We start from the raw sequence: 16,873 nt of genomic DNA, 5'->3' as shown, positions 1-16,873 counted from the left end.
TAAATTCCTCTATAAGACCAGATTTAATTTTCAGTAAAGTAAAATATGAAATATTTATTAAAATCTGACTTTTGTCAGATTTTCAGGGGTTACAATGATTCTAAACATTTGTAGTTAAGCGCGTTTCAAAATAATCTTTTTACGGATGCGACTCAGGCTATCCTGATGTATTCCCAGATAAGAAGCAATATATTTAAGTGGGACTTGTTGCACGACTCTTGGCTGATTTTCATAAAGCTTCAGATATCTTTGTTCAGGGCTAAGGTTTCTAAAATCTATTTCTCTTCTTAGGTTCCACTGAAGTAAAGTATCCAGCATTACATTTTCAATATCGTTAAATACCTTTGTATGTTTTTTAAGAAAGACAATATCTTTTTTCTCCCAGAAAAGTGCTGTCACACTTGTCAATGCTCCAAGAGCCACTGTCGAAGGAACTTCATTTTGAACATATACAAATGTAGAAACGAAATCATTCCAGGAGATAAAATCCATTGTTGTTTCATGAGTTTCATGAGCCACGTATAACCTGACAGTACCGCTGATCAAAAAATAAAGTCTTTTAACAGGCACGCCCTGTTTCATAAATGTGATACCTTTTTCTATAGAAACCGTTCGCGTGTGTTCTGAAACCGTTTTTATATCTTCTTTACTTATAGAAATACCTTTTTCCTCCAAAGACTGGAGAAACAATTTTAACATATCCTGGGACATAAGGAAACTTGGAAAACGGGAATATATCCCCATTAGAAAAGATATGTAACCTCTCAGTCAACAAAATAATATCCATTTCTATTTTGTATTGTAAGTCTTAAATAATAACAGATAATAAAGGCCCCTTTATTATTGTAAATAAAGTTACTGCTGCTTAAACTCCCTCACTTCCGCATAACCATCAAACTCATATATAGGGCAAGTCTGGGCTATAGCAGTTGCTTCATTCAGGTCTTCAGCTTTTAATAATAAAAAACCTCCGACAATCTCAGTCCCGACCTCATGCAAACCTTTAGTCACTTGAGCATCATTGCCCTTTATTAAATTTCCCTCAAGCGTAAGACTGCTTCCTCCTACAAGTTTACCTTCCTGCTGGTATTTCGTAAGCCAGTTTTTCCAATTGAGTTGATGTGTTTTAATTTCATCTTCCTGATGCGCATCTTTGCGGCCATCAGGTTCCCTTAAAAGCACTATAAAATTTTTCATATCAAAATTAAATAACGTTGGTTAATTGAGGCCAATTTAACAATGTTTTATTAGACTAGTTTATCCAAAATTTTATTTTCGCTTATTTTTTTATCGGGCACAGGATTGCAGATAAAAAGTAAAACCTTGTATTCCCTGTATCGATTTTTTATTTTTGACCTATAATCAATTACCTATATCTCATGGAATTTGTATCCCACGCTGATTACAATATCATATTTGAAAACAAAGAAGTACAAGGAACACCTATCGAACTTCTTGAAATAGGCAATCTCAATGCACCTAGCGGTGAAATCGTCGTTTGTGATCCGCTTGTGTTTCATGACATAGTGCCTTTAAGCAAGAAAATAAGTCCTGGTGCTTATCCTGTTAAGATCTATATCGCAAAGACAGAAGAAGCTGGGGATCGTTATGCAGTGGCTAAACTGGAACTAAGTAACAATAAAGCAGAAAAGTGGGTGCTCGCTTTGAGAAATGATGACGATATCAGTGAATTAAAAGAAAAGGGTGACTTCTTCGGTTTTCCCGTCGACGCTGGTCTAGGTGGGTTTATGGATTATAATGCTGCTCTTCAATATGATAAGTTTATAGAAGCCTTTGTTCAAAAAAATCCAGAAGGTAATATCTATGACGATTTCTTTGCAGCCGAATTCAAGAAGAATGCCATCGACAAAAATGATCCACAAGACTACGGAGACTGGATAAATTTCAAACTACCAGGGTCGGATCTGAATATAACGATGTTCCAGTCTGGTTATGGAGATGGTGTTTACCCTGCTTATTGGGGGATAGACAAAGATGGACAGGTCACATCTCTGGTCATCGACTTCCTGGTTTTGTTATTACCAGATGAACAATAATTAACATAAATTCCAGATCAATAAAAGGATTATATAAAAGTGCATTACAACTTACTACTTATACTCAGTCTTCTTTTTGCAGTTTTTCTCCTTGTGATGTTGGCACAAAAGATAAAAATCGCATATCCCATATTCCTGGTACTGGCAGGTCTCGCAATTAGCTTTATTCCGGGCATTCCTGTCATTAAGTTAGAACCAGATCTTGTCTTCCTGATCTTCCTGCCGCCCTTACTTTATGAAGCAGCCTGGTATACTTCATGGAAAGACTTCTGGAAATGGAAACGCCCCATAAGCTTGCTCGCTTTTGGACTTGTTTTTTTTACTTCTACTTTGGTGGCTTATTTCTCAAGTAACATAATACCCGGATTTACATTAGCACTTGGATTTCTACTGGGAGGCATTATATCTCCGCCTGACGCTGTTGCTGCAACGACTGTATTAAAAGGCCTGGATGTACCAAAGCGGGTATTAACCATTCTTGAAGGAGAAAGCCTCGTCAATGATGCATCTTCACTAATTGTCTTTCGTTTTGCATTAGCCGCAATACTTACCGGTACCTTCTCTTTTCACGCAGCTGCCGGTCAATTCTTCCTTGTAGCTTCGATGGGCGTTGTTATTGGGCTCGCGGGTGCTCATGTAATGTATGCGATACATCGTTTCCTTCCGACAACACCTGCAATAGATGCAGCATTGACAGTTATGACGCCATATATTCTGTTCCTTACAGCAGAGCAGTTTCATTTTTCCGGAGTAATGGCAGTTGTAAGTGGTGGGCTCTTTATATCTTACCGTTCACATGAAGTTTTCACTACCGGTACTACCCGTATCAATATGCTCGGCGTATGGACAACCATGATATTTATTATGAACGCTGTCGTATTTATTCTGATTGGTCTAGAACTGCCTGAGATAATCAATGGTCTGGGAGAATATTCAATTGCTCAAGGAATAAAATATGGCTTATTGGTTAGTGGAATCATCATATTGCTTAGATTTTTATGGGTATTCCCGGCAACTCATATTCCTCGTTGGCTCAATGCAGAAATTCGCAAAGAATCCAATCCAGGCTGGAAAGGTCCTTTAGTAGTGAGTTGGGCAGGAATGCGTGGTGTCGTCTCGCTGGCGACCGCATTGTCTATCCCAATGCTCATGAACGATGGTACTGCTTTTCCTCACCGTAATTTGATTATCTTTATCACATTCATAACAATATTTGTCACGCTTGTTGTCCAGGGACTTACACTGCCTCTGATCATTAAACTCATCAAGTTAAAAGAAATTGATAAGATCATACCTGAAGATGAGCAACAGACTGGAATAAATTTAAGATTATCGAATGTTGCTCTTCGTCGCTTATGCGATAAATACGCTTTGGAGATACAGGAAAATGAGCTGGTAGCTATATTAAAAACAAATCTTGAACACGAGGTAGCCACCTCACAGCAAAGACTTGCCTCTTTAGAATGCGACACGACTCAAATTGAAGAAAAAGAAGATTATCGTAAAATCCTATTAGATATTTATTCGGCTCAACGCATAGAACTATTTCAATTAAGAAAAGAAAAGTTCTTCAGTGATGAGGAAATAAGAAAAGCAGAAATACAATTGGATCTTAATGAAATGAAGGTCAGTGGAGCTGCGCACTAAAAAGTCAGCCCCATCAAGTCAACATTTAAAGGATTGGAAATTATATAAAAGTCAAAGTCCTGTATTATTTACAGGACTTTGGCTTTATCAAAAATAGGAATATTAACTCCGAACAAGATCCCTTTTCAAAGGTACATCTTGGAGAGAAAGATAAGTCACAGATCTCCAAAGCCACTCCAGTGGTCCATAATGATATCTGTTCATCCACCATCTGCTAAGGAATAACTGAGCCACAAAGAATACAATTCCCAGCAGAAAACTGTAAAAGAACCCAATAGAGTCATACAAGCCGGCTCCATACCCATAGATGAGGGGAACCCACACCACTGACTGCATCACATAAGTTGTCAAGCTCATTCTACCTATATATTTAAGAATATCAAGCCCTTTCCTTATTGTATCGTTTTGATAAAGTAAAACAAAACTACTGAAGATGATTACGACAAAAGCAAAATTAGCATAAGAAGATAATATGATAGTCCACGATTCAATGATAGTCTTTTCTGAAGCAATCTCTGGCAGATAGAATCTGTTAAATATAAACAAAGGAATAAATAAAGTGGATGCCAGAACCAAAGCTACCTGGCAATGTTTCTTATACTTTCCAATTGTTTTGAAGAAGCCACTTCTGCCAATCACAATACCAATCATAAATAAGCCTAACGTCTGAAATACGCGTCCATATAGGAACATATACAACCATTTGGACTTTTGAGCTTCAGAAATATTAAATGAGAGGACATCCAATAAGCTTCCTTTGGAGAAAATTGGCCCGTTTGAGCTATAGATTGCATCCATTGTAATCAAAAGTGGGTTACGCTGATAATCGTGGTTCAAAGTTTTATTTATAACCATTACTACAAATGGAATCTGCAAAAGAAAAAATACCGCAAGTATAATGAGCACTCGTGAAGGTACTTTGTCCATCACTACGAGCACAAATCCCATAATAAAGAAATAGGTAAGAATATCTCCAGAATAAACCAGGCTATGAAACCACCCTATCCCACCTAAAACTATAAGCCTCCAAATAAAACGGCTTCTGAAATCGTTTCCTTTATCTGCCTGACTTTTCATCTGAATAAAGAAACTTAATCCAAAAAGGAACGCAAACAGCGCATATGACTTGCCTGCAAAAAGAAAATATACTATTTCATTGACACCTTTATCTAATACTTTTAACATTTCAGAATTGGTCTCAGGAAATATAAACAGCTCAAAGTGCTCCTGCATATGAACAGAAAACAGTCCGAATAATGCTATCCCTCTTAAGACATCAATGACTTCAAGCCGATCTGTTGGCTTTTTTAAAACAGGTGTTTCCATAGAATTCAATCGTTAATTTTAGGTTAGGGTTTAATTACATTAGCTGAATTAGTCGACTTTGTAAAAGGTGCAATTAATTCATTAAAACCACTAAACTTAAATAAGAAAAATTATAAACTTGAGAGGTAAACTAAGCTCTTTTCCTCTATCTTTTTACGGGAAAATAACGATCAAAAATCCTTTAAAAATACATTTATAAGGTATTTTATAAAAATAGACTCCTGAATAATACCTAAAGATTATTTTCAGAAAGATTCTAAAAAATATATAATTAAGCTATTGAAAATATTGAAGATATTATAAAAATTATACCCCTCTGATAATATTTACAACCCAATCCATCACAAGGACCACAAATATCAGAATTCTATATTGAAATTTCATTCTCTTTTCTATGAAGACAAAAAAAGTATCCTTCTGCCTAAAAAGGTCAGCGAACATCCAGATTAATGAAATTATGATTACTATTGAAAAAGGAATACTGAGAATATTGTACTGAAAGGCTTCTGATAAATTCCCTTTCATTAGTTCAAGTGTAGCTCTTCCCATTCCACAACCTGGACAAGGAATACCAGTAATTCTTTTAAAAATACAAAGTGTGAAATGCTGGTGGTTATTATAGCAATCAAAAACATATAAAAACAAATACCCGCTTACAATCGCAGAGATTGCAAGCAGGTATTTGAGGTTGTATTTTTTAAATGCTTTAAACAGCAACCTGAGAAAACTTATTATAATTAACTTCCCTTGCTTTACCCATTATTAAAAATAAGTCAACTAATGCCCAAACTCCCAATCCACCGCAAGTAAGCAATTTAGCAACTCCCAGACCTGTTTGGCCTAGCATAAATCTGTCTATTCCTAATCCACCCAGAAGAAAGGATACGATCAATAGGGTTGTAGGATTTTTATATTGAATAGATTGAATTGTGGCAAGCTTACTATCATCTAACCTGGAGAGTTGCTCTCTGATGAGGCCTAGTTTTTCTGCCGGAAACTTTTCGTTCATTGAAGCAATGAACAAATCAACTTTGTTTTGGTCCATTTCGAAAAAATTATGTTAAAATTTATACCTAAAATATGGACCTAATTACGTGATTTTTTTCGTATGGTTTAAATTTATTTTTAATTAAAGACCTGTTTTAATGAACGATACATAAAACCATCTAAATAAATTTACTTATTAAATCATATAAGCAAGACTACAACTTATAAAACGAAGGACATGGGAGTCTTTTGTATTTAGTTTTCTTCTTTCCTTTTTGATCATTTTCACCAAATATGTAGATCAAAGAAATTTCATGAGCGCCTCCAGTTCTTCTGTTAAGCCTTGATACAACATAGTCATAGCTATAACAAAAACTAAAACCATTAAATACCACCCCTATCAGACCAATAACAGCCTCTGCATTGGTTAAACCTGCCTCATATTGTTTTACAGGAAGTCCCCGGTACCACATCCCGAACTGCACAGGTTCCAGTAAAACATTGATACCAAGATCCAATTGATCAAATTTCCCCTGAGTCTTATAAAGAATGGATGGTATAAATGCTTTTTCTTTATATTTAATCCGGGTTGATCTTCCTCTAGGACTGCTTGCTATCGGGATCCTTGCTCCAGCATGCAGATTCATTTCTCCGGGCAGCCTACTATCATCATCTAAAAAAGATTGGCGTGGTCTATTTAGATGATGGTATGAAAAACCAAACCAAAATACTTCTGAATAAAGTAGCCCTCCAGCTGAGAAATCAAAGTAATTTCTTTTTGATAAATTCAATGGTTCAGACGTTCCTCCTATAAATCCATTATCATCATACTGATCAGGAAAAATGACTTTTGAATAATCAATATTTTGCTGAACATACGTAGCTTGTAATCCTGGAATGAATGTCCAGGTTTCATTCAACCCAATATGGTAAGAATAAAAACCGGATATCTCTGTCGATTTAAGTTTTGATGTTCCCTCTTTGTTCTGCATTACCATAAGTCCCACTCCACTTGAATATTTAGAGAAAAAGTGATCGAACGATGCCGCATAGGTTATAAAAGGTTTTCCTGCAGTAGGCCATTGATTTCTGTAATTGAGTATAGCCCTGGATGAATGGCTTGTGCCCGCAAATGCTGGATTTAAAAACAAAGGTGCATTATAAAACTGTGATAATTGTACATCCTGTGCATATGAAACACTTGAATTAATTATCAATATATATATAACTAAGTGTATTAGAATCTTCATTTAATAAATCAAACCTTATTGTCTCTATTTAGTTTTTCTTTAATATAAAATCTTTTATATTTCCTGCTTTGTTGATTTCCTAGGGAAACCAATATACTGATAATTTCTAACAAACAGCAATGCAGAAAGACTGTCATGCTCATTTTGATTACAAACAACTATAATTGATAGCCTTACAGGGCTTTTCGGATACTAAATATATAGAGCGAATGAGAGTTTCATTACTAATCGTCATATACATATTATTCTTCAATATTGCTTCTGCAAGTGCGCAGTGTATTCCTGCTAATGCAGGAATTACTTATAAAGATACATGTTTTAGTAATTTAACACAATTTACCGGAATTGGAGTAGGTGATACGACCACCTGGAGCTGGAACTTTGGTGACCTGGCTTCCGGAACTCAAAATACAGCTTTTGGTGCTTATCCCACACATACGTTTTCTCAGACAAATACAACTTATACAGTTACCTTCTCATTCACTGATGCTTGTGGGAATCCTGCCACTATTACCAAAAACATATCAATTCAGAATAATCCGAATCCTCCTTTATCAATTAACCTAAAAGACACGGTTGTCTGTGATGCCCCATATCTTATTGATGCTGGGATCCCAGGCTTAAGTTACAAATGGTCTGATGGAGATACAACTCAAATTGACACACTAAACAGTGCCGGAAAATACTGGGTAAAAATTTACCAGAACGGATGCTATACTTCAGACACTGTAACAATTCGTTTTTGGGGGCAAGGAAACAAAGGGGACTATAATTGGCATTTTGGAAATAATGCAGGACTAAACTTCAATGATAATCCTCCTTCTGTAACCAATACCAATGCCAGTAGCACTAATGGCGGAAGTGCTTCCATATCGGACCCTTCTGGAAATCTTTTATTCTATACCGATGGAATAAATATCTATACCAAAGACAATAAAATTATGCAAGGAGGCACAGGATTAAAAGGTAATTCAGACTCTTCTCAATCCGCTATAATAGTACCAGACCCTCGATCAAACAATATTTATTACGTCTTCACAGTAAACCCTTCAACAGGATTAAGTTATACTACCATAGATTTATCATTTAATAATGGAGAAGGGAGAGTAACCAATGTTAACGTTCCCCTTAATACTCCCGTTGCCAATAAGATATCAGGCATGAAAGATGATCAGGGTAATTTCTGGGTGGTAGCACATGAACTTAATTCAAACAATTTCATATCATATAAAATTGGAACAAGCGGCTTCTCTTCTACCCCAGTAATTTCTTCAACAGGTACAGTGCAAACGAATGGTCAGGGCTATATGAAGTTTTCTAAAGACGGAACCAAAGTAGCTGTTGCTTTGGCTGAACAAAATAAAGTTGAAATATTTGATTTTAATAAAAACACTGGTCAACTTACTATCAGCGATACAATAACCAACGTTACAAACCCATTTGGCCTGGAATTTTCTGATGACAACAATAAACTTTATGTAAGCACAAACGGTGATGGTCACCTTTATCAATATGATCTCACCAAGGCAACATCAACTGAAATTGAAAATTCACAGGTAACTATAAGCACTGATCCATCTGCTTCATATGAAGCTCTGCAGTTAGGACCTGACGGAAAAATATACGTAGCTCTGAAAGGTTCGGGAAGCGGCTTTCTTGGAGTTATCAATAATCCTACGCTAGATAGCACAGATGCAGACTATCAACATAAGTCTGTAGATCTTGGCACAGAAAGCAACACAGGCCTTCCTAATTTTGTAGCCAACTATTTTAATACATCTGATTGGAATTTAGCTTATGCCGATACTTGTTCCGGCTCTATAACTTTATTTCAGGCAAATGCACCAGATACGGTATTTACCTGGACATGGAGCTTTGGTGACGGACAAACAGCAACTGGCCAAACAACTACACATACCTATCTAGGACCAGGAACATATAATGTATCTGTAAGGGCAATATATGCATGCGGAGATACAACTATGTCCAGAACATTGACAATAGTAGAAGCACCCCCAGCACCGCCAATTAAAGACACCATCATTTGCGACCCGATTACCTATAAATTGGATGCAACATTAAGCGGTTCAGGCCTATCTTACCTATGGAGTACAGGGGCGACATCTTCTTTTATCAATACAGACACTTCTGGAACTTATACTGTAGAAGTCAGCAGGGCGGGATGTATAAACACAGCTACAGCAACTGTTACCTTTGCTCCTGTAATCCCATTTGACTTAGGGATAGATAAAACTTTATGCACAGGTGACTCAATTCAGCTGGATGCACAAAACCCCGGACTAACTCATGCATGGTCCACCGGAGCTACAAGTCAAAGCATAGTGATAAAAACTTCAGGGATTTATTCCGCAACAGTTAACAATAATGGTTTATGTCAAAAATCGGATCAGATAACCATTACTTTTATCACTCCTCCTTCGGTTTCATTAGGTCCTGATACAACCTACTGTGAAGGTTCTTCCCCCGTTTTGGATGCAGGAATAGTGCCTTCAGGATTCCAATATAAATGGTCAACCAATGAAATTAACCGACAAATACACCCAACAACTTCAGGAACTTACAGTGTTGCCATTTATAGTGATCAATGCCAAAGAAGCGATACAATCAATATTGAATTTGAAAAGGCTCCTGATGTCAGTTTGAATCCAACTTATGCACTGTGTAGTGAAAATGGAGATTCCGTGTTACTGGATGGGGGGATAGCAGATAGTTACCTTTGGCTACCCGGAGGACAAACAACTCAATCAATTACAGTATTTACAGAAGGCATTTATTACTTAACAGCCAAAAGCGAACATGGATGCGAAAGTACGGTAAATACATTAATAGAAGATATCTGTGAAGCCAGGGTCTTTGTCCCTAATATATTTTCACCTAATGGTGACGGAAATAATGATGTATTCAGAATTTCAGGAGCCAATATCATCTCTTTTAGACTTGAAATATTTGATCAATGGGGAGAATTGATTTTTGTTTCAAACTCAATGGAAAATTCCTGGAACGGAGAGTATAGAGGAACAACCGTGCAGGAAGGGGCATATATCTGGAAACTCACTTACACGGGAGAAAGCACTAGTGGACCTAGAAGTCAGACAAAAACCGGAGATGTGACCGTAATAAGATAATTGAGGAAATCAAATTACCCCATTATCAACATTGCCAGCGCAAGCCAGTTATGAATGAATTCACTTTTCATCATTAAAATTAAAAAAATGCAAATAGAAAGTTTTTTTGATAAAGGTCTGGCACAGCTTTCCTACGCTATTATAAGTGAAGGAGAAATAGCCCTTATAGATCCGGCAAGAGACACCTCTCCCTTTACTCAATTAGAAAGTAAGTATAACGCCAAAATCAAAGCTGTCATTGAAACTCATCCCCATGCTGATTTCATAAGCAGTCATGGAGAATTTTCTTTGCAAGAAGTAAAAGTCTATGCAAGTAAATTATCAGAAGTTAATTATGAACATACGACCTTTGATGATGGTGATGAGATAAAAATTGGAGCAATAAAATTAAAAGCTATCAATACCCCAGGCCACTCTCCTGACAGTATTTCAGTGCTACTTGAAGACGAGACAGAAAATCCTTATGCGATATTTACCGGCGACACACTATTTATTGGAGATGTTGGTAGACCAGATTTAAGGGAGTCTTTTAAAGACAACACAACTTTAAAAGAAAAGCTGGCGGGTAAATTATATCACTCTCTTCATGATAAAATATTAAAATTACCGGATGACATAATCATATTCCCGGCTCATGGTCCCGGCTCTCTTTGTGGAAAATCAATGAGCGATAATCTTTCTGATACTCTTGGCAACCAAAGAAAAGAGAATTACGCTCTTCAATCCATGAGTGAGTCAGAATTTATAAAACTCATTTTGGAGAACCAGCCATTTATTCCAAAATATTTTCAATATGATGTTCTCATAAACAAACTTGGCGCTCCTAAATTAAGTGAGAGCATTGACCATGTTAAATACATAGAAAACATTGATGAAATATTGACTGATGCTTTGATTGTAGACACCAGAAGTTCAGATCTCTTCAAGACAGGACATATCCAAGGAGCAATTAATATTCCTAACGGTGGAAAGTTTGAAACATGGTTAGGCTCAATCATCAGTCCTGACGAAACATTTTATCTTATAGCAAGCGATAATGGTATATTGCAAGAGGTGCTTCTTAAAACAGCTAAAATAGGATACGAATCAAAAATAGCCGGAGCTATAGTCATGCAAAAACCTTCAGGTACTCAATCAGAAAAAATAGATGCTAAAGATTTAGTCGATGGAGAGGACAAATATACAATTATAGATGTGAGAGAAGTAAATGAGGTAGCATCAGGAAAGTATTTTTCAAATGCAATAAACATTCCCCTAAACAAACTTAGAGATAACATTCATTCTATACCTTCCGGTAAACCAATTGCAGTGCACTGTGCAGGAGGATACCGATCAGCTATTGGTAGCAGTATGCTTGAACGCACACAAATTGACAAAGTATATGATATTAGCGAAAGTATAAAATCACTGGAAGCACTACCAAAAGTTAATAGTCAAAAAAAGTAGATTAAGAGCGGGTATTTATCCCACTCTTTTGCCTACATAGCTTTAAACTCAAAAGGGATTTCAACAAGCTCGGAGAACTCTTGTCCTGCCTCTTTCATATCTTCATCATCAGAAAAATGATACCAGATAATTTTTGCTCCCTGTATTTTTTCGAATTTCGTTAAAATGTCCAATATCAATTTAGAAGACGCAGTATTAAAATATTCCAGTTTAACCTGAAGATTTGTGGCTGGATTAGATTGGTCCTTATATGCTTCTATCCAGCTTAACACTGGTTTAAAAAAACCGGCAGCATCTTCCGGGAGTGAGCGTCCGGAAATTTCAAATACTCCTTTAGATTTGTCCAATGTGACAGAGGGAGTATCTTCAGTTCCGTTTATATTCAAAGTATCCATAATTATAGAAAGATTATCAAATAGGTTTATATAAGAAAAAGGATTTACTCGCTGATTCTTGCAATTTTTGATTTGAAAGAAAAGAAAGAATAATCAGCATCTACAGATTCAAAATTATATTCCAGTTTCTGTCCTGACTTTCTCGCGATATCAACAAATCCTAATCCAGCCCCCCCTTTATCTGACATTTCATTATTCTGAATTAATTCCTTATAGAAATTCTTCAAACCATCTTTATCCAGGCTGTTAATCTTCTCAAGCTTTTCAGACAACCCTTTGATATCTTTATTAGCAATCATATTACCTGAAGTAATGATATAGCAATCCTCTTCAGAACCAATCATAAAAATAGCTTTCTTTTCATTCGGTAAGGACAAGCTCTCAGAATGTTTACAGATATTTTGAAGGCATTCAACCATTACATTGAATACTTTTCTTTTAATATTGCCCTCTTCGCCTTTAGAATCAAGCTTCTTTTCGGCCATTGACAATACGGCTTTTGTTATTTCCTGGGTAAACTCCCCTTCGTATACAAGTATGATATTTTCTTCTACCATAGTTTTGTGAATATTATAAATGTAATTCATACGTAATTAGTTGCGACTTTAATTTAAACTCTATAAAAAATTCTTAAAACTTAATACCAATTAAAAGAACATCATCAGTCTGTTTATGCTCACCCTTCCATGATTCAAACTCAACATTCAATGCATCATGTATTGCAGCCATAGATTTGTCTTTGTTATTCATGATAGCATCTTTGATTTTAACCGTACCAAGTTTTCTGTTTTGTGGTCCACCAAACTGATCCGGGAATCCATCAGAGAAAAAGAAAATCATGTCACCAGTTTTCATCTTGATCTTATGGTTGGTAAACTGAGTTTGATTTTTATAGACTCCTCCACCAATAGCCCATTTATCACCTTTATATTCAGTTAATTCTCCATTGGAAACATGATATAACGATCTGTGAGCTCCGGCGTATTCTACGATCTTCTTAGACAAATCAATTTTACAAAATGCAATATCCATTCCGTCTTTGATATTCTCTTCATTGGTATCCTTGATAAGGGTTTCATTAACCTTTCTATCAAACTCATCCAATATAGCCCCAGAATTTAGCCCGGAACACATCTCCACTATGTTATTCAATTGAAAATATCCTACCAGAGATAACATAGCTCCAGGTACACCGTGACCAGTACAATCCACTACGGATATAAATACTGAGTCATCTTTTTCCATATACCAAGGAAAGTCACCACTTACTATATCTCTTGGCTTATATAGTATAAATGAGCCAGGTAAGGTTTTCTGGATAGACTTATTATCAGGAATAATAGCATTCTGAATCCTTTTTGAATAAGTTATACTTTCATGAATGCTTCTGTTCTTAGCCTGAATTTCTCTTTCTATCAGCTTCATCTCTGTAATATCGTGAGAAACAACAAGGACAGACTCCAGACTATTTTCATTATATTCAGGAATTGCATTGATCTGCATTACCCTTTCTCCAAGATGTGAATTATAATTTGTTTCAAGGTGAAGTTTATTTTCTGTAGTAATTACATTCTGAAGGATCTCTTTCCAAACGCCAACAATACCATTTTGTGAACTAACACTTTCAAGAGACTGATTCATAAACTCTGAAGGTTTTAATCCTGTATAGTTTTCAATCACTGGATTTGTATAAGTGATTAGACCATCACAGTTCAACCGTGTAATAAGATCAGGGGAGTTTTCAGAAAGCGCCTGCATGTTCTTCCTCATGCGTTCTTCCATTTCTGCCTTTCTCTTTACTGTAATATCACGTGAATTAAGAATAATGCCACCGACCGCTCTATCAGACAGAAGATTTTTACCTGTTGCTTCAAGCCAGATTAGCTCTCCGTTATCTTTTATAAATCTATATTGAATTGTGATAGACTTTTCAGGATCTGCCAAAAGCTCATCAAACATTGCTTTGTAGGCCGTTCTGTCTTCTTCATATATATGGGCTTCATCCTTCTTATTTACAAGATCAGATGAGTCTATTCCCAAAATCCTCTTTACAGAAGGACTCACATACCTTAAGATCATATTCTTCTCGTAGATTGCAATCACCTCTGATGCATTTTCAAGTAGAGACTGCATTCTCTTCTGAGTTTTATTTACCTCTTCAATCTGCTCTTCAAGCTTCTCATTAGATAATTGAAGATCTTCCTGAGTAGCTCTCATTTCTTCAGCATTCTGCCTCAATTCTTCCTGTTGCTGTTGAAGTTCAGCACTCATCTTTTGAGATTGCTCAAGATGTCTTTGAGTGCGTTCATTGACATGTATGTTAAAGATTGTCCTTGCTATTATTGGTCCTACTTCTTCAATGAATCGTACCTCATTTGTTGAAAACTTTCTCAATGAAGCAAACTCAACAACTCCATAGGTTAATTCTTCTGTAATCAGAGGCACAATTAGAATTGAATCTGGCTTTTTGTCAATAATTAATCCGGAAGTTATAGAGCAGTAGTCCTTTGGAATTTCAGTCCTGAAAATGGTAGCTCCTTCTATAGCAGCCTGCCCAACCAAGCCATCTCCCATTTTAAATTTCGCAGTCTTATATTTCTTTCTATTATACGCATAGAGATTTTTCATCACGATAGACTTCTTAAACTCATTTTCATCATCCTCCTCTATCACATAAAAAGCTCCCTGAATTGCGCCAATCTTTCCTATAAGATATTTTATCACATCATAACTTAGAGGATCAATAGAATTATGTTTACGTAAAATCTCACCTACTTCGGCAATACCATTAACAATCCAATTTCTCTCTTTTTCTCTGATCTCTGCACTGATGAGGTTTTTCTGCATGTTCAAAAGAGAATTCCCTAATACATCGTTTTCACTCGCGGGTTTAAATTGTGTATTCAAATTACCATCACCAATGGTGTGTGCAAAGTGTGCAGTATGTTTTAATGATCTAACGATATTATTGGTAATGGTAGCCATCTCTCCAATTTCATCACCGGTATTAATATTAATTTCATTGGCTAATATACCTTCTTCTGTTAGTTTAAGATATTCTTTTAATGAAAAGATCGGTTGAGTAAGATATCGCACCAGATAAAATGCGAGAACTATAGTTAGCAAAACTACAAACAAAGAAGCTATGATCAGATATAAACGGGCATCATCCGAAAACTCCTCTACAACTTTGCCTCCAGCTGGTGTACCAGAAACTATTTTGGTAAATACTGAATACTGAATATAAGAAATCAACAATAACGCAGCTGCCACTAAAGATGTAGTAAATACGACAATCTTGCTGCCTAAACTTAATTTTATTTTATTGAACATAAGATCTACTTTCAAATATTAGTTATACTGAGTTTCAACTGCCAAAAAATCACCCAGCAAAGTTGTTAGATTTTGAATGAGGTTTTTGTCATTATCATTTGCCTTTTTCAACAATGAAATTTCCCAGACTCCAATAATTTCTTCATTTTTCAGCAAAGGCAAAATCATAACATCTACAGATTTGGTCGTTCCTAAACCAGAAAATGGTATCATATAGCTTTCCTTAAGATCATCTATTACCAAGGTCTTACCTTCTTTGGCCACTAGCCCCACCAACCCTTCTCCTACTGCAAATTCTATATCATTTGCAGAATCTAAAGCCAATGCATATGAAGAATATCTTTTCAATTTATTTTCTTCTTGGTCTCTAAAAAAGAGTACAGATTGTCCAGCATCAATTTTATTACATATAACTGACAATGCTTTATCCATTTTATCTTTACCACCAACTTTACTATTCGTGATAGCATCAATTTCTTTTTTTACTTCATGAATAATATTAGACTGATCCTGTTTTAAAATTTCTTCTTCTTTATCAACAATAAATTCATTCTTAAGTCTGTCCACATATACAACCTCCTTAAATGATTTTGTATTGAGCAAAACATAATTCAGAATGATGCTTATTATTCCTGCTACAAGAGTTATATAAAAAATTGAAAGGATATTATGATCAACCCCTGAAAACCTACTGATTAGGATAATTGAATAAACAACCAACCCTATAAACAATAAATTCGCCAGAGCATGCACTTTTGATAAAATCATTTTCATAGCTGAGTCACTTTATTTAATTCTATTAAAAACTTTATAATTTCTTCTACTTTCATAACATGGTCTATTTTTGTAACACTCATAGCAGCCTTTGGCATCGTGTCAATCACGCTTTCTTCAGGATCCTGAATGATTGTCATTCCTCCATAATCTTTTACCTTCTTCATTCCAAGAGCTCCATCTTTGTTTGCTCCTGTTAATAAGATTCCAATAAGTTTTTCCTTATAAACGTACGCACAGGTCTCAAAGGTTATATCTATTGCGGGTCTTGAATTATTAACCATTTCTTCAGTGGATAAAGAAATGTAATTACCCAATTCAATATTCATATGATAATTAGCTGGCGCCAGATATATTTTCCCTTTTTTGATGGGTTCATTATGATCAGGCTCTTTTACTTCTTTAATGCTTTTTATAGATAGAGCTTCTATAAGGCCGTTTCTTATATGTTTTAGCCTATGGCAACATATAAAAATTGGTAACGAAAAATCTTCTGGAAGCTTGTTTAATAT

Annotated in this window: 15 protein-coding genes; 4 read left to right on the top strand and 11 right to left on the bottom strand. The window is 35.7% G+C overall.

The annotated features are described in order from the left end of the window. Positions 1 to 114 precede the first annotated feature (114 nt). Together J7604_RS25330 and J7604_RS25325 are read right to left on the bottom strand one after the other, a co-directional pair. Positions 115 to 699 carry a cyclic nucleotide-binding domain-containing protein gene (locus J7604_RS25330; protein WP_293902805.1) on the bottom strand — a complete coding sequence of 195 codons (585 nt, stop codon included), beginning with the start codon at positions 697 to 699 and terminating at the stop codon, positions 115 to 117. 156 nt (positions 700 to 855) lie between these two features. Continuing rightward, on the bottom strand, positions 856 to 1,197 hold the full coding sequence (locus J7604_RS25325) for a YciI family protein (RefSeq protein ID WP_293902802.1): 342 nt from the start codon (positions 1,195 to 1,197) through the stop codon (positions 856 to 858). A gap of 182 nt (positions 1,198 to 1,379) precedes the next feature. On the opposite strand from J7604_RS25325, the gene J7604_RS25320 reads away from it, so the two are divergent. Together J7604_RS25320 and J7604_RS25315 are read left to right on the top strand one after the other, a co-directional pair. After that, positions 1,380 to 2,057, top strand: coding sequence for a DUF4241 domain-containing protein (locus J7604_RS25320; protein ID WP_293902799.1), 678 nt, complete (start codon positions 1,380 to 1,382; stop codon positions 2,055 to 2,057). Between the two features lie 39 nt (positions 2,058 to 2,096). Continuing rightward, on the top strand, positions 2,097 to 3,704 hold the full coding sequence (locus J7604_RS25315) for a Na+/H+ antiporter (protein WP_293902796.1): 1,608 nt from the start codon (positions 2,097 to 2,099) through the stop codon (positions 3,702 to 3,704). A 102-nt stretch (positions 3,705 to 3,806) separates the two neighbouring features. Here J7604_RS25315 and J7604_RS25310 read toward each other — a convergent pair whose 3' ends face one another. The 4 genes from J7604_RS25310 to J7604_RS25295 form a co-directional block, all read right to left on the bottom strand. Next, positions 3,807 to 5,030 carry a DUF418 domain-containing protein gene (locus J7604_RS25310; RefSeq protein ID WP_293902793.1) on the bottom strand — a complete coding sequence of 408 codons (1,224 nt, stop codon included), beginning with the start codon at positions 5,028 to 5,030 and terminating at the stop codon, positions 3,807 to 3,809. 306 nt (positions 5,031 to 5,336) lie between these two features. Then, positions 5,337 to 5,747: a DUF2752 domain-containing protein gene (locus J7604_RS25305; protein WP_293902790.1), complete on the bottom strand. Its 411-nt coding sequence runs from the start codon at positions 5,745 to 5,747 to the stop codon at positions 5,337 to 5,339. After that, positions 5,737 to 6,075: a TM2 domain-containing protein gene (locus J7604_RS25300; RefSeq protein WP_293902787.1), complete on the bottom strand. Its 339-nt coding sequence runs from the start codon at positions 6,073 to 6,075 to the stop codon at positions 5,737 to 5,739. The genes J7604_RS25305 and J7604_RS25300 overlap by 11 nt, the downstream gene beginning before the upstream one ends. 157 nt (positions 6,076 to 6,232) lie before the next feature. Next, the gene (locus J7604_RS25295; RefSeq protein ID WP_293902784.1) at positions 6,233 to 7,267 is read right to left on the bottom strand and encodes a type IX secretion system membrane protein PorP/SprF; all 1,035 of its coding nucleotides are present in this window, start codon (positions 7,265 to 7,267) and stop codon (positions 6,233 to 6,235) included. 209 nt (positions 7,268 to 7,476) lie between these two features. On the opposite strand from J7604_RS25295, the gene J7604_RS25290 reads away from it, so the two are divergent. Next, positions 7,477 to 10,413: a gliding motility-associated C-terminal domain-containing protein gene (locus J7604_RS25290; protein ID WP_293902782.1), complete on the top strand. Its 2,937-nt coding sequence runs from the start codon at positions 7,477 to 7,479 to the stop codon at positions 10,411 to 10,413. A gap of 87 nt (positions 10,414 to 10,500) precedes the next feature. Further along, positions 10,501 to 11,859, top strand: a complete 1,359-nt coding sequence (locus J7604_RS25285; RefSeq protein WP_293902779.1) for a rhodanese-like domain-containing protein — start codon at positions 10,501 to 10,503, stop codon at positions 11,857 to 11,859. Positions 11,860 to 11,891: 32 nt separating this feature from the next. On the opposite strand, the gene J7604_RS25280 is transcribed toward J7604_RS25285, so the two are convergent. The 5 genes from J7604_RS25280 to J7604_RS25260 form a co-directional block, all read right to left on the bottom strand. Beyond that, positions 11,892 to 12,254 carry a DUF1987 domain-containing protein gene (locus J7604_RS25280; protein ID WP_293902776.1) on the bottom strand — a complete coding sequence of 121 codons (363 nt, stop codon included), beginning with the start codon at positions 12,252 to 12,254 and terminating at the stop codon, positions 11,892 to 11,894. 44 nt (positions 12,255 to 12,298) lie between these two features. After that, positions 12,299 to 12,841, bottom strand: a complete 543-nt coding sequence (locus J7604_RS25275) for a SiaB family protein kinase (protein WP_293902773.1) — start codon at positions 12,839 to 12,841, stop codon at positions 12,299 to 12,301. A 43-nt stretch (positions 12,842 to 12,884) separates the two neighbouring features. Continuing rightward, on the bottom strand, positions 12,885 to 15,587 hold the full coding sequence (locus J7604_RS25270; protein ID WP_293902770.1) for a PAS domain S-box protein: 2,703 nt from the start codon (positions 15,585 to 15,587) through the stop codon (positions 12,885 to 12,887). Between the two features lie 18 nt (positions 15,588 to 15,605). Beyond that, on the bottom strand, positions 15,606 to 16,361 hold the full coding sequence (locus J7604_RS25265) for a GAF domain-containing protein (RefSeq protein WP_293902767.1): 756 nt from the start codon (positions 16,359 to 16,361) through the stop codon (positions 15,606 to 15,608). Then, positions 16,358 to 16,873 (bottom strand): chemotaxis protein CheB (locus J7604_RS25260; RefSeq protein ID WP_293902764.1); only part of this gene is annotated, 516 nt, incomplete at its 5' end. The genes J7604_RS25265 and J7604_RS25260, both read right to left, overlap by 4 nt.

It is taken from the genome of Sporocytophaga sp. (genome assembly GCF_017745095.1).
Taxonomy (GTDB): Bacteria; Bacteroidota; Bacteroidia; order Cytophagales; family Cytophagaceae; genus Sporocytophaga.
Note: the sequence above shows the minus strand (reverse complement) of the source record. Positions and strands in the feature narration are given on the sequence as shown.

Bases quoted from the DNA above. Each gene is read 5' to 3' on its own strand.
- J7604_RS25310 (WP_293902793.1), bottom strand. From the start codon at position 5,030: ATGGAAACACCTGTTTTAAAAAAGCCAACAGATCGGCTTGAAGTCATT.
- J7604_RS25290 (WP_293902782.1), top strand. From the start codon at position 7,477: ATGAGAGTTTCATTACTAATCGTCATATACATATTATTCTTCAATATT.
- J7604_RS25265 (WP_293902767.1), bottom strand. From the start codon at position 16,361: ATGAAAATGATTTTATCAAAAGTGCATGCTCTGGCGAATTTATTGTTT.
- J7604_RS25330 (WP_293902805.1), bottom strand. From the start codon at position 699: ATGTTAAAATTGTTTCTCCAGTCTTTGGAGGAAAAAGGTATTTCTATA.
- J7604_RS25295 (WP_293902784.1), bottom strand. From the start codon at position 7,267: ATGAAGATTCTAATACACTTAGTTATATATATATTGATAATTAATTCA.
- J7604_RS25275 (WP_293902773.1), bottom strand. From the start codon at position 12,841: ATGAATTACATTTATAATATTCACAAAACTATGGTAGAAGAAAATATC.
- J7604_RS25320 (WP_293902799.1), top strand. From the start codon at position 1,380: ATGGAATTTGTATCCCACGCTGATTACAATATCATATTTGAAAACAAA.
- J7604_RS25285 (WP_293902779.1), top strand. From the start codon at position 10,501: ATGCAAATAGAAAGTTTTTTTGATAAAGGTCTGGCACAGCTTTCCTAC.
- J7604_RS25280 (WP_293902776.1), bottom strand. From the start codon at position 12,254: ATGGATACTTTGAATATAAACGGAACTGAAGATACTCCCTCTGTCACA.
- J7604_RS25300 (WP_293902787.1), bottom strand. From the start codon at position 6,075: ATGGACCAAAACAAAGTTGATTTGTTCATTGCTTCAATGAACGAAAAG.
- J7604_RS25270 (WP_293902770.1), bottom strand. From the start codon at position 15,587: ATGTTCAATAAAATAAAATTAAGTTTAGGCAGCAAGATTGTCGTATTT.
- J7604_RS25325 (WP_293902802.1), bottom strand. From the start codon at position 1,197: ATGAAAAATTTTATAGTGCTTTTAAGGGAACCTGATGGCCGCAAAGAT.